The sequence below is a fragment of the Bradyrhizobium sp. 4 genome, assembly GCF_023100905.1.
Taxonomy (GTDB): Bacteria; Pseudomonadota; Alphaproteobacteria; order Rhizobiales; family Xanthobacteraceae; genus Bradyrhizobium.
Genome location: NZ_CP064686.1, coordinates 7326274 through 7339599 on the forward strand (window position 1 = coordinate 7326274; position 13326 = coordinate 7339599).

General features: G+C 64.1%; 11 protein-coding genes. 6 read left to right on the forward strand and 5 right to left on the reverse strand.

Going from position 1 to position 13326, the window contains the following annotated elements:
- Window positions 1–71 precede the first annotated feature (71 nt).
- Both IVB45_RS35170 and IVB45_RS35175 read left to right on the forward strand, forming a co-directional pair.
- Window positions 72–1130, forward strand: a complete 1059-nt coding sequence (locus IVB45_RS35170; RefSeq protein ID WP_247357605.1) for a polysaccharide deacetylase family protein — start codon at window positions 72–74, stop codon at window positions 1128–1130.
- A 124-nt stretch (window positions 1131–1254) separates the two neighbouring features.
- Window positions 1255–2055, forward strand: a complete 801-nt coding sequence (locus IVB45_RS35175) for an SDR family oxidoreductase (protein WP_247357604.1) — start codon at window positions 1255–1257, stop codon at window positions 2053–2055.
- A 128-nt stretch (window positions 2056–2183) separates the two neighbouring features.
- On the opposite strand, the gene boxB is transcribed toward IVB45_RS35175, so the two are convergent.
- The 4 genes from boxB to IVB45_RS35195 all read right to left on the reverse strand — a co-directional run bounded on the left by boxB (window position 2184) and on the right by IVB45_RS35195 (window position 8004).
- Entirely contained in the window at window positions 2184–3620 is a 1437-nt protein-coding gene (gene boxB / locus IVB45_RS35180; protein WP_247358105.1) for a benzoyl-CoA 2,3-epoxidase subunit BoxB, read from the reverse strand.
- Window positions 3621–3730: 110 nt separating this feature from the next.
- Window positions 3731–5419, reverse strand: coding sequence for a 2,3-epoxybenzoyl-CoA dihydrolase (gene boxC, locus IVB45_RS35185; RefSeq protein ID WP_247357603.1), 1689 nt, complete (start codon window positions 5417–5419; stop codon window positions 3731–3733).
- A gap of 81 nt (window positions 5420–5500) precedes the next feature.
- Window positions 5501–6319, reverse strand: a complete 819-nt coding sequence (locus IVB45_RS35190; RefSeq protein ID WP_247357602.1) for an alpha/beta hydrolase — start codon at window positions 6317–6319, stop codon at window positions 5501–5503.
- A 143-nt stretch (window positions 6320–6462) separates the two neighbouring features.
- Window positions 6463–8004: a benzoate-CoA ligase family protein gene (locus tag IVB45_RS35195; RefSeq protein ID WP_247357601.1), complete on the reverse strand. Its 1542-nt coding sequence runs from the start codon at window positions 8002–8004 to the stop codon at window positions 6463–6465.
- A 152-nt stretch (window positions 8005–8156) separates the two neighbouring features.
- Here IVB45_RS35195 and IVB45_RS35200 point away from each other — a divergent pair, with 152 nt between their 5' ends.
- Window positions 8157–9065 carry a helix-turn-helix transcriptional regulator gene (locus tag IVB45_RS35200; protein ID WP_247357600.1) on the forward strand — a complete coding sequence of 303 codons (909 nt, stop codon included), beginning with the start codon at window positions 8157–8159 and terminating at the stop codon, window positions 9063–9065.
- A 12-nt stretch (window positions 9066–9077) separates the two neighbouring features.
- Window positions 9078–9470, forward strand: coding sequence for a group II truncated hemoglobin (locus IVB45_RS35205; protein WP_247357599.1), 393 nt, complete (start codon window positions 9078–9080; stop codon window positions 9468–9470).
- A 5-nt stretch (window positions 9471–9475) separates the two neighbouring features.
- Here IVB45_RS35205 and IVB45_RS35210 read toward each other — a convergent pair whose 3' ends face one another.
- Window positions 9476–10261 carry an IclR family transcriptional regulator C-terminal domain-containing protein gene (locus IVB45_RS35210; RefSeq protein WP_247357598.1) on the reverse strand — a complete coding sequence of 262 codons (786 nt, stop codon included), beginning with the start codon at window positions 10259–10261 and terminating at the stop codon, window positions 9476–9478.
- A 112-nt stretch (window positions 10262–10373) separates the two neighbouring features.
- Between IVB45_RS35210 and IVB45_RS35215 the strand changes: the two genes are divergently transcribed.
- Together IVB45_RS35215 and IVB45_RS35220 are read left to right on the forward strand one after the other, a co-directional pair.
- Complete coding sequence (locus IVB45_RS35215; RefSeq protein ID WP_247357597.1) at window positions 10374–11732, forward strand: aromatic ring-hydroxylating dioxygenase subunit alpha; 1359 nt, start codon at window positions 10374–10376, stop codon at window positions 11730–11732.
- A 149-nt stretch (window positions 11733–11881) separates the two neighbouring features.
- Complete coding sequence (locus IVB45_RS35220; RefSeq protein ID WP_247357596.1) at window positions 11882–13318, forward strand: glutamine synthetase family protein; 1437 nt, start codon at window positions 11882–11884, stop codon at window positions 13316–13318.
- Window positions 13319–13326 lie beyond the last annotated feature (8 nt).

A 13326-nucleotide genomic window follows, 5' to 3' on the forward strand; every position in this document is an offset into this window, starting at 1 on the left:
ATTGGAATAACTTTTTCTTCAAGGGTTCTTCCGTAAGTTGAAGGCGGAATGCCAAAGTCCGCCAGCGGGTCATGAAACAACTTCGTAACAACTTCATCCGCGCCGGGCTGGAAGCACTCTATTTCAGCGGCGCCCACCACCTGTTGCGCCCGCTTTTGTCGGGCGTCGGCGCCATTTTCATGCTGCATCACGTGCGGCCGGCCCGCGCCGCAGCGTTTCAGCCGAACCGGCATCTCGAAGTCACCCCCGAGTTCCTGCGCGCGACCCTGTGCCATCTGCGCTCGCGTGAGATCGACATCGTCAGCATGGACGAGCTGCATGAGCGGTTGGTGCAGCGCCGGTTCGACCGCCGCTTCGCCGCCTTCACGCTCGACGATGGCTATCGCGACAATCTCGATTTTGCGCTGCCGGTTCTGCGCGAATTTTACGCGCCTCTGGCGGTCTATGTCGCCAGCGACTTCGCGGAGGGCACGGGTCGGCTGTGGTGGGAGGCGCTGGAAGCCGTGATCGCCAAGGCCGAGCAGATCGAGGTGACGATCGGCAATGCCGCGCTGCGGCTCGATGCGACGACGCCAGCCGCCAAGCAGGCGGCGTTCGACCGTCTGCACGACTGGTTGCGCGCATTGCCCGGCGAGCACGATCTCAAGCGCGAGATCGAGGCGCTCTGCACGAAGTACGGTGTCGACATGGCCGCGCTGTGCCGCAGCCTCTGCCTGTCCTGGGACGAGGTGAAGACATTTGCCGCCGATCCCCTGGTCACGATCGGCGCGCATTCTGTCAGCCATTGCAATCTCGCCAAGCAAAGCGAAGCGATCGCCACGCAGGAGATGGCCGTGAGCCGCGCCCGGATCGAGCAGGCACTCGGCCGCAATGTCCAGCATCTTGCCTATCCCTATGGCGATCGCGAGGCGGCGGGCGAGCGTGAATTCGTGCTCGCTGCATCCGCCGGTTTCAAGACCGCGGTGACGACGCGACCCGGCATGCTGTTCGCCGAAAACGCCGGCCACATGACCGCGCTGCCACGGGTCTCGCTCAACGGCAATTACCAGGACACGCGGATTCTGCCGGTGCTGACCTCGGGCGCCGCGACCGCGATGTGGAACGGCTTCCGCAGGATCGCGGCGGCTTAAATCTCTCCGTCTTCGCTGCCCGAACTCAGACGTCGTCCTGGCGAAAGCCAGGACGATGATGCGGCGCCTTCCTTGACTCCCCTCCCCACCCCGCTCACAACCGGCGCAAACCAAGGGAGGCACCATGTTCAACGATCTGTTCTCGCTCAAAGGCCGCGTCGCGCTGGTGACCGGCGGTTCGCGCGGCATCGGCAAGATGATCGCGGCGGGATTTCTCAGCGCAGGGGCCGCGAAGGTCTACATCACCGCGCGCAAGGCCGGGCCTTGCGAGGCGACCGCGAACGAGCTCTCCGCACAGTATGACGGAGAATGCATCGCACTGCCGATCGACATCTCGACCGTCGACGGCTGCGACAGGCTCGCTGGCGAAATCATCAAGCTGGAGCCGAAGCTCGACATCCTCGTCAACAATGCCGGGGCTGCCTGGGGCGCGGAGTTCGATGAATTCCCCGAAAGCGGCTGGGACAAGGTGATGGACCTCAACGTCAAGTCGCTGTTCTTCCTGACCAAGGCGCTGGCCAAGCCGCTGCGCGCGGCGGCTTCGCATGAGCGGCCCGCCAAGGTCATCAACATCGCCTCGGTCGACGGCATCTTCGTCAATCCCGGCGAGACCTACTCCTATGCCGCGAGCAAGGCCGCGGTGATCCATTTGACGCGGCGCATGGCGACGAGACTGATCAAGGACAACATCAACGTCACCGCGATCGCGCCCGGCGCGTTCAAGTCCGACATGAACCGGGCTGCGCGCGACCATTCGGACGAGGTCGCCAAGCGCATTCCGGCGCGGCGGATCGGAACCGACGAGGACATGGCCGGCGTGGCGATCTATCTCGCCTCGCGCGCCGGTGACTACGTGGTCGGCAACACCATCGCGGTGGATGGCGGCGTGGTGTACGCGAACGCGGGCCTGGAGATCGCGGGGTAGGCGGGGGCGCGTCAGCACGACGCCCTCACCTCACACTCCAGTGTCGTCCCGGCCTCATGCGCAATTGCGCACTAGGCCGGGACGACAGGTGAGTATGTCGCGCGGCCGTCGCGCCTCGCTGGCAGCCCCTACGACTCGATCCTCACATACTCGAAATCGCCGGGCTTGTTGTCGATGCCGACTTTCGGCGGCGAGATCCAGGAGGCGAACTGGCCGGTCTCAGTGACGGGCTGCATCAGCGAGGTGATGAAGTCGCCGTCGGCGGTCGATGGCAGCCATTCGTCCTTGCGCTTAGCCCAGGTGGCATCGTCGATCAAAATGCCGTCGGGCGTCGCGTGGATACTCTTGAACTCGCCGATATGGCGATGGAAGGCGACGTTGGGCAGCTTGAGCTGAAACTGGTAGCCGGAGGTCGAGATCACTTTGTTCCAGCGCAGCATGCCCTTGACGCAATCCTGGCTGTAATCGTCGCGCAGGCGCATGTTGAGCGCGGTCAGCGCCGGCTCGTCCACCAGCTTGATCTCGCCATCGATGAACTTCAGCACCGGATAGGTCGCGTTCTTGAGCTGATGATCGTCGTCGATCTGGGTCTCGTGATAGCGGCCCTTGATGCCGGTGTTGAAGGCGTTCGCCGCGTTGGTCGAGACTTCCGAGCCAAACAGATCGAGCGACAGCGTATAGTGCAGATTCAGCTTCTTCTGGATGGTCGGCAGGTCGATCACGCCGAGCGCGCGGACCTTCGCGATGTCGGTGGGATCGGTGATGCCGGCTTCCCGCATCGCGTCGCAGGTGCGCTGCACGACTCGGGTGATGCCGGTCTCGCCGACGAACATGTGGTGCGCTTCTTCCGTCAGCATGAAGCGGCAGGTGCGCGACAGGGGATCGAAGCCGGACTGCGCCAGCGAGTGCAGCTGCATCTTGCCGTCGCGGTCGGTGAAATAGGTGAACATGAAGAAGGACAGCCAGTCCGGCGTCGCCTCGTTGAAGGCGCCCAGCATGCGCGGCGAGTCGGCGTCACCCGAACGGCGACGCAACAAATCGTCGGCCTCTTCACGTCCGTCGCGCCCAAAGTACTTTTGCAGCAGGTACACCATCGCCCAGAGGTGACGGCCTTCCTCGACATTGACCTGGAACAGGTTGCGCATGTCGTATAGCGAGGGCGCGGTCTTGCCGAGGTGGCGCTGCTGCTCCACGGAGGCAGGCTCGGTGTCGCCCTGGATCACGATCAGACGGCGCAGCATGGCGCGATATTCACCCGGGACTTCCTGCCAGGCCGGTTCGCCAAAATGCTCGCCGAACGGCACGACGCGGTTCTCTTCCTGGGGAGCAAGGAGAATGCCCCAGCGATACTCGGGCATCCGCACGTAGTCGAACTTGGCCCAGCCGCGCGGATCGACCGAATAAGCGGTGCGCAAGTACACCAGCGATTCCTGGAAGCCTTCCGGCCCCATGTCTTTCCACCAGTCCATGTAGCCGGGATGCCAGCCTTCCAGCGCTTTGAGCACCTGACGGTCTTCGGCCAGATTGACGTTGTTCGGAATCTTGGTCGAGTAGTCGACGTTCATGATGTTCATGGAGGACCTCCCGTGGGGGACTTACTCGTTTAAAGGGTGCGAATGGCGAGTGGCGAGTAGCGAATGGAAATCCCTATTCGCCCTTCGCCACTCCCCACTCGCTAGACTCGCGTCATATCGAATTTCGGCTTCTGCCCGCTGCCGTAGCGGCGCAGCGCGCCTTCCTCGCCGACCGCGTTCGGGCGCTGGAAGATCCAGTTCTGCCACGCGGTGAGGCGCGAGAAGATTTTCGATTCCATCGTCTCGGGGCCGACGAAGCGCAGGTTGGCTTCCATGCCGGTGAGGCTGTCGGGCGAGAAGCTGGCGCGTTCCTCCAGAAACACGCGAACCTCGTCGTCCCAGTCGATGTCGTCGAGCGCGAAAGTGACGAGACCGAGCTCTTCGGCCTGCTCGGCGTCCAGAGCGGTGCCCATCGTGGCTTCCGCGCGTTCCACATCGGCTGGATCGGCCTGGAAGCGCGACTGAAGCCGCGTCAGGCCATGGCTCATCGGATACGGACCAAAATTCATCGCTGACAGTTCGATCGACGGCGGCGGGCGGTTGTCACCCTGACGCGTGCCGATCAGCATGTAGGAGCGGTCGGCGGCGAAGACGAGCTCGGCGAGCGTGCCGGCGAAGCAGGAGCCGGGCTCGACCAGCGTCACCAGCGTGCGCGAGGTGACGTCGATGCGCTTCAAGACGCGCTTCCAGTAATGCCTGATTTCGTTGACCAGCCATTGCGCCTTGTTGGCTTCGAGGAAGGCGTCGCAAGCGAGCACATGGGCGCGGTCGCCATGGCTCTTGAACACCAGCATGGCGATCTCGAGCTCGTTGATGCGCAGATGCAGGATGGCGTCATCGAGTTCGCGCGCGACCTGGAGCGGCCAGAACGCGACACCCTGCGCCATCATGCCGTCGATGTCAGCGGGCGGCGCGGCTTCAGGCGCCTTGATCGAGATCGTGGCGATGCGTGCCGCGCGGTCGATGTCGACGCTGACAAAGCCATAGCGGATGCTGGTCTCATCGATGATGCGCTTGAGCGGCGTCAGCGCGATGCCCTTGCCGCTGCCCTTGCGCTTCGAGCTGTCGGCGAATTCCCTCGCGCGCTCGGCAACCTTGCCTTCGAGCTTGCTGTTCGGCGCGATCTCGTCGACCAGGCGCCATTGCACGGCGCGCTTGCCCTTCACGCCTTCTTCGATGGTGCAGAAGAAATCGGCGTGATCGCGGCGCACCTTGCGCTTGTCGACCACACGCGTGAGGCCGCCGGTGCCCGGCAGCACGGCGAGCAGCGGCACTTCGGGCAAGGCGACGGCGGACGCGCCGTCATCGGCGAGCATGATGTAGTCGGTGGCGAGCGCGAGCTCATAGCCGCCGCCGGCGGCCGAGCCGTTCACGACGGTGATGAAGCGCTGGCCGGAATTCTCCGACGAGTCTTCCATGCCGTTGCGGGTCTCGTTGGTGAACTTGCAGAAATTGACCTTGTGGGCATGCGTCGAGCCCGCGAGCATGCGGATGTTGGCGCCGGCGCAGAACACGCGGTTCTTGGCCGAGCGCATCACCACGACCTTCACCTCGGGGTGCTCGAAGCGCAGGCGCTGGACCGCGTCGGCAAGCTCGATGTCGACGCCGAGATCGTAGGAATTGAGCTTGAGCAGATAGCCCTCGAACAGGCCGCCGTTCTCATCGACGTCCATGGTCAGGGTGGCGACGTCACCGTCGATCGCGAGCTTCCAGTGCCGGTAGCGGGACGGCTCGGTCTGGAAATCGATGAATGTCGCGCCGCCTGCGAGGCGCCGATCTTCCCCGGCCATGGGCCACCCTTGAGCTTGATTACGCGTTTTGGCTGTCGTGTTAGATGCACAATAATGCACATTTTCGCGCGCGTCTACCCGTTAAGCGACCGAACATGCATTTTGTTTCATGTCTTCGCGCAGCGAAGCTGCTGCAAATTGCTCAATCGCGTCAAGCGTCTGTCCCGGAGCTTCGCGGTGGGGAGAATGCGCCGCGCCTGAAATGACTTTCAAATCGACCGGGCAATAGCATTCTTGCTGCGCGATCTCGACCTGACGCAATGTCCCATATTGGTCGTCCGCGCCCTGCAGGATCATGACGGGGACGCGGATATAGGCGAGATATTCCGAGATATCCCAGTCGCGGAATTTCGGATCGAGCCAGGCGGCGTTCCAGCCGTAGAAGGCGTTGTCGACGTCCTTGTGCCAGCGCGCGAGCTTTGCCTTCAGGTCGGTGGTCTCGAAGGTGATCTTGATGTCCGCAATCGACTTCACCGAGATGTCCTCGACGATGAAATGCGGCGCGATCAGCACGAGGCCGTTCAGGCGATGATCCTGATGCGCGCCGGCATAGATCGTCGCGATCGACGCGCCGTCGGAATGGCCGAGCAGCAGGCCGCGCCTGAAGCCGATCGCGTCGAGGATCTTCGGCAGCACGTCCAGGGCCTCGCGCTGCATGTAGTCGAGCGGCCGCGGCAACGTGACCGGGCTCGATTGGCCATAGCCTGCACGCGAATAGGCAAAGATGCCGGCAGAGGTTGCCTGCTGCAGTTTTTCCGGGAAGTCACCCCAGAGCCCGACGGAGCCGAGGCCTTCGTGCAGCATGACGATGGTGGGTGCATCCGCGGATTGCGGCGCCAGCCATTTGTATTCGAGGCTGGCGTTGCCGATGCTGAGGAAGCCGGTGGGAGCAAGAGTCATTTCTTCGTCCGTCCTTCTCCGTCGTTGTGCCCGGGCTTGATCCGGGCATCCACGTCGCTCCTCAATCGCGGTCGCGCGTGGATGGCCGGGACGCTTTGCTCAAGACGCGCTTCGCACTTTTGCCCGGCCATGACGACCTGTTGTCAATTCGTCCCGTCCCGGAGCTTGAACCGCTGGATCTTGCCCGTCGCCGTCTTCGGCAGCGAGTCCACCACGTCGATCCAGCGCGGATATTTCCATGGGCCGATCTTCTGCTTGACGTGGTCCTTGAGCATCTCCTGCAGGCCCGTCGTCGTCGCGCCGGGGCGCAGCACGACGAAGGCCTTCGGCTTCAGCAGACCTTCCGGATCGGCTTCGGGCACGACCGCGGCTTCCAGCACGGCTGGATGCGTAATCAGCGCGCTCTCGACCTCGAAGGGCGAGACCCAGATGCCGGAGACCTTGAACATGTCGTCGGCGCGGCCGCAGAAGGTGTAGCGGCCCTCGGCATCCCTGACATATTTGTCGCCGGTGCGGGTCCATGGTCCCTCGAACGTGCGGCGGCTCTTGTGGCGCTGGTTCCAGTAGCCCTCGCCGGCGGAGGGCGCATCGACCAGGAGCTCGCCGACCTCGCCGTCGGCGACATCCTGTCCCGCCTCGTTGACGAGCCGCACCGCGTAGCCCGGCACTGGCTTGCCGGAGCAGCCGTACTTGATGTCGCCGGGCGCGTTCGACAGGAAGATGTGCAACAGCTCGGTCGAGCCGACGCCGTCGAGAATGTCGACGCCGAAGCGCGATTTCCAGTTGTTGCCGACCGATTCCGGCAGCGCCTCGCCGGCAGAGGTGCAGATGCGCAAGGCGCCGCCGCCGCGCTCGCCCTGCATCGCCTCGTCATTGAGCATCGCCGCGAACAGGGTTGGCACGCCGTAGAAGATCGAGGGATTATAGCGGTTCATCAGGTCGAACATGCGCGCCGGCGTCGGCCGTTCGCTGTTGAGCACCACGGTGGCGCCGACCGACATTGGAAAGGTCAACGCGTTGCCGAGGCCATAGGCGAAGAACAGCTTTGCCGCGGAAAGACAAACGTCGTTCTCGCGGATGCCGAGCACCTGCTTCGCATAAGTGTCCGCGGTCGCCTGCATGTTCGAATGGATGTGGCGCACGCCCTTGGGCATGCCGGTCGAGCCTGACGAGTAGAGCCAGAACGCCGGCTCATCCGGATGCGTCGCAGCGGTGGTGAACCGGTCGCTCTCGTCCGCAATCTCCTCGGCAAGCTGCTTGTGGCCATTCTGCTTGGCGCCGGAGACCACGACATGCTCGAGATCCGGCATGCGGCCGACGACGTCCTTGATCACGGGATAGAGCGCTTCCGAGACGATCAGCACGCGCGCGCGGCAGTCTGCGAGGATGTAGGCGTATTGATCCGATGTCAGCAGCGTGTTGAGCGGTACCGGCACGATGCCGGCGCGGATCGCGCCCAGAAACACGATCGGGAAGTCGACCGTATCCAGCATGATCATCGCCACGCGCTCTTCGCGGCGGACACCGAGCCGGCGCAGCATGTTGGCGGCGCGCCGCGTTTCGCGCTGGAGCTCGCCATAAGTGAGCCGTGAGACGGTGTCGTCGAAGGCGAGCTTGTTGCCGCGTCCCTCATCGACGTTCCGGTCGAGCAGCCAGGTCACCGCGTTATAGGATCCCTCGCTCACGGACTTCTCCCCTGAATTTAGAATTATAATTCATAGAAAGACACCGCATCGGCTTGCTGTCAATGCCAGCAGGCACTATGTTTCATTAATACGCGCCGCAGGACCTCTTTAAAAGAAGACATCCGCTCAAGCAGGCCCATGATCCGTAGTCCATGACTGACAGTCCCGACGCCGAATCCCGATTTCTCGAACAGCTCGGCCAGCGCGTGCGCAACATGCGCGCGCTACGCGGCATGTCGCGCAAGGTGCTCGCCAAGGTGTCAGGAATATCGGAGCGCTACATCGCGCAGCTCGAAAGCGGCAAGGGCAATGTGTCCATCGTGCTGCTGCGCCGCGTCTCTGACGCGATGGGCGCGCATCTCGAAGACCTGCTTCCCTCGGCCGATCCGACCCCGGACTGGCAGATGTTTCGCGATCTCTTGCGCAAGGCGACACCGGCGCAGATCGCGCAAGCCAAGGACCTGCTCGCGGGCGGCAGCGCCTCCGCGCCGCGGCGCGCGCCGTTCTGCGGCATTGCGCTGATCGGCCTGCGCGGCGCCGGCAAATCGACGCTTGGGCGGATGCTGGCGAAGAAGGTCGGCTGGAGTTTTGTCGAGCTCAACAAGGAGGTCGAGCAGCAGAACGGCCTCTCGGTCGCCGAGATCATCGCGCTCTACGGCCAGGAAGGCTTTCGCCGCATGGAGCAGGCGGCGCTGCAACAGCTGCTCGCGCGCAACGAGCTGATGGTGCTCGCGACCGGCGGCGGCATCGTCTCGGAGCCCTTGACCTTCGACCAGATCCTGTCGTCGTTCTACACGATCTGGCTGAAGGCCGAACCCGAGGAGCACATGGCCCGCGTCCGCCGCCAGGGCGATTTGCGCCCGATGGCCGACGACCGCTCAGCTATGGCAGAGTTGCGCAACATCCTCTTGAGCCGCGAGCCGCTGTATGCGCGCGCGACGGCCGTGGTGGACACGGCGGGACTGTCCGTCGATGCCGCCGCGGCAAGGCTGATCGATGCGGTGCGGCCGGTGCTGCAAAACGAGGCGCGCAGCTTTGGGCTGCGCAGCGTGGCGCTGTAGGTCTGAACTCCCATGACCGACGGCGACGTTGCAATCTCCATGTTCCAGCGGATCGGTGGTAGCGCCACCATCGATCGACTGGTCGATCGCTTCTATGAGCGGATGGATACGCTGCCGGAGGCGAGGATCATCCGCGCGATGCATGCGGACGACCTCGGCCTCATCAGGGATGTGCTGAAGCGCTATCTCACTGAGCGGACTGGCGGCCCGAAACTCTACTCGGTCGAGAAGGGCCATCCACGGCTGCGCCAGCGCCACATCGGCTTTGCCATCGGCGATGCCGAGCGCGACGCGTGGATGCTCTGCATGCGCGGGGCGCTCGAGGAGACCGTTGTGGACGCCGCGGCGCGGCAGGACCTCGACAAGGCGTTGTCCGGCCTCGCCGACTGGATGCGCAACCGGTAGCCAGGCTACAACAGTTGCGACCGCACCGCCTCCGCGCCGTCACGCAACAATGGCAGGAAGCGACCGATCAATTCGTGCGCCGGCACGCGGTCGACATGGGCGCCCATGTTGATCGCAGCGACGATCACGTCGTCGTAGCGGCGGACGGGGACCGAGATCGAGCGGAAATGCGGCTCGGCCTCGCGATCGACCAGCGCGTAACCTTGCGCGCGGTCGGCAACGATGCGCGCGAGCAATGCCTTGGGATCGGTTACCGTCTGCGGTGTCAGCGCTTCGCGCTCCGTCGCCGTCAGGCGCGCGGCAAGCTCGGCATCGTCGAGCTGACCGAGCATGACGCGGCCCACCGAGGTGCAGAAGGCCGGTAGGCGGTAACCGATGTCCAGCCCACCTGAAAACATCCGCGCCGGACTGCTACGCGCGATGAACACGACCTCATCGCCGTCGAGCACCGCGAGCGAGGAGATTTCGTTGGCCGCTGTCGCGGCGCGGTCGAGCACCGGTTGCAGGACCGTGGCGAGTTGGCTCGACCGCAGATAGGACGCGGCGAGCGTCAGCACATGTGGCGTCAGTGAGAACAGCTTGCCATCGCCGCTGACGAAGCCGCCGCGCTGAAGCGTGAACAGCATGCGCCGCGCGGTGGCGCGTGGAAGCTCCGCGGCACGGGCGAGATCGCTCAGCGTCATCGGGCCGGCCGTGGTGCCGAAGCATTGCAGCAGGCGCAGCCCGCGATCGAGGCTCTCGACGAAATCCGTCGCGCGTTCGTCGCTCTCGCTTCGCTTCAGCTTGGGCATGGTGTCGGGTCATTCCTGCAAAATAGTGCTTGCTGCCGGATCAAGGCATGCCATAATTCGCCCATTCGTTCAATAGGCGAACAAACGCCATTCCACAAAGGATGCAGTCGCCATGATGAGCCAGGAGCAGAACGACCTGATCACCCGCACCGGTGCGAAGGACCCGTGCGGGAAGCTGATGCGGAGCTACTGGCAGCCGGCGGCGCTGGTGGATGAGCTCGACGGCGATAGACCGATCTGTCCCGTCAGAGTGCTCGGCGAAAATCTGGTGCTGTTCCGCGACGAGACCGGGCGTTACGGCCTGATCGATCGGCACTGCGCGCATCGCGGCGCCGATCTCGCCTTCGGACGGCTCGAGCATGGCGGCCTGCGCTGCGCCTTCCATGGCTGGCTGTTCGACGCCACTGGGCAATGCATCGAGACGCCGGCGGAGCCGAAGGACTCAAAGCTCTGCCAGAACATCCGCCAGCGCTCTTATCCCGTGGTGGAGAAGAGCGGCATCCTCTGGGCTTATCTCGGCGAGGGCGAGCCGCCGGCATTTCCCGAGCTCGATTGTTTCGTCGCGCCCGGCACGCACACCTTCGCATTCAAGGGGCACATGGCCTGCAACTGGTTGCAGGCGCTCGAAGTCGGCATCGATCCCGCGCACGCCTCCTACCTCCATCGCTTCTTCGAGGACGAGGACACCTCGACGGCTTACGGCAAGCAGTTCCGCGGCGCATCTGCGGGAAGCGACCTGCCGATGACGAAGATTTTGCGCGAATACGATCGTCCGATCATCAATGTCGAGCACACCGAATACGGCCTCCGGTTGATCGCGCTGCGCGAGATCGACGAGGAGCGCACCCATGTGCGCGTCACCAACCAGCTCTTCCCGCACGGCTTCGTCATCCCCATGAGCACGGAGATGACGATCACGCAGTGGCACGTGCCGGTCGACGACGAGAACTGCTACTGGTACGCGATCTTCACCAGCTACACGAATGCCGTGGACAAGAAGAAGATGCGCGACCAGCGGCTCGAGCTCTATGAGCTGCCGGACTACAAATCGCGCAAGAACAGGACCAACGATTACGGTTTCGATCCGCACGAGCAGCAGACGGCGACCTATACCGGCATGGGCACCGACATCAACGTCCACGACCAGTGGGCGGTGGAATCGATGGGCGCGATCCAGGACCGCACCCGGGAGCACCTCGGCACGAGCGACAAGGCAATCGTGCAATACCGCCGCCTGCTGCGGCAGGAGATCGAGAAGGTCGCGGGCGGCGAGAAGCCAATGCTGCATCTCGACGAGGCCACCGCACGTTCGATCCAGGGCCCGGCGACCATGGACGGCATCGGGCCGACCCGAGGCTGGGAGATCTACTGGATGGAAGTCGACGTCAAGCGCCGCCGCAGCGCGCCGTGGACGGCGCCGGTACCGAAGGAGATCGCGGACAACGTGCATCGGCTGACGGCGGCGGAGTAGCGCAGAATGCAGGTCCCTCCTTCGTCATTGCGAGCGAAGCGAAGCAATCCAGACTGTCTCTGCGGAGGGATCCTGGATTGCTTCGCTTCGCTCGCAATGACGGAGAATGTAGCGCATGCTTCGCCTCTCACGGATAGAGGAGTGAAAAAGTGACTTTCGTCGCGCGTCATGCGCTGTGGTCGGATGAGCAGAGGGACGCGGCGACGCGCATGCGCCGCGTCGTCGAGGAGAAGAACCTCGAGGTCATCCGCCTCGCCTTCCCCGACCAGCACGGCATCTTGCGCGGCAAGACCATCATCGCGGCCGAGGCGATCGCCTCGCTCGAAAGCGGCTGCTCCATCACCACCACCATGCTCGCCAAGGACACCTCGCACCGCACGGTGTTTCCGGTATTCACGTCGGGCGGCGGCTTCGGCATGAAGGAGATGGAGGGCGCGGCCGACGTGCTGATGGTCGCCGATCCCACGACGTTTCGCGTTTTGCCCTGGGCGCCGACCACGGGCTGGGTTCTCTGCGACCTCTATTTCAACGACGGCCGTCCCGTGCCGTTCGCGACACGCGGGCTCTATCGCAAGGCGCTCGACGAGCTCGGCACGCGCGGCCACGATTTCGTCGCGGGGCTCGAGGTCGAATTCCACATCTTCAAGCTCGACGATCCGCATATGCGCCCGGAAGATGCCGGCCAGCCCGGCACGCCGCCTTCGGTGAGCCTGCTCAGCCACGGCTATCAATATCTCACCGAGCAGCGCTTCGACCAGATGGAGCCGGTGCTGGAAATCCTGCGGCGTGACATCGTTGCGCTCGGATTGCCTTTGCGCTCGGTCGAGGTCGAGTTTGGGCCGAGCCAGTGCGAATTCACCTTCGCCCCGAAGAAGGGTCTGGAGCCCGCGGACAACATGGTGCTGTTTCGGAGCGCCGTGAAGCAGATCGCGCACCGCCACGGTTATCACGCCACCTTCATGTGCCGGCCGAAGCTACCGAACCTGTTCGCGAGCGGCTGGCATCTGCACCAATCGGTGGTCTCACGCGCGAGCGGCGAGAACCAGTTCATGGCCAAAGACGGCGGCGAGCCGCTCAGCGCGTTCGGCCGCGCTTGGCTTGCCGGCCTGCTCGACCACGCCCGCGCGTCGACCGTGTTCACCACCCCGACCATCAATGGCTACAAGCGCTACCGCTCCTATTCGTTGGCGCCGGACCGCGCGATCTGGGGCCGCGACAATCGCGGCGTGATGATCCGCGTGCTCGGTGGCGCCGGCGATGCCGCCACGCGCCTGGAAAACCGCATCGGCGAGCCCGCCGCCAATCCCTATCTCTACATGGCCTCGCAGATTCTGACCGGCCTCGACGGCGTCGACCGCAAGCTCGATCCCGGCCCGTCGGCCGACACGCCCTACGAAACCAAGGCGCCGCTCTTGCCGAAGTCGCTTCGCGATGCGGTCAGCGCACTGAAGGACGATCCGTTCTTCCGGGAAAAGCTCGGGGCTGAGTTCGTCGACTACTACACCCACATCAAGAACGCCGAGATCGACCGCTTCCTGTCCGAGGTGACCGACTGGGAGCACCGCGAATATTTCGAGGTGTTTTGACCTCGGCT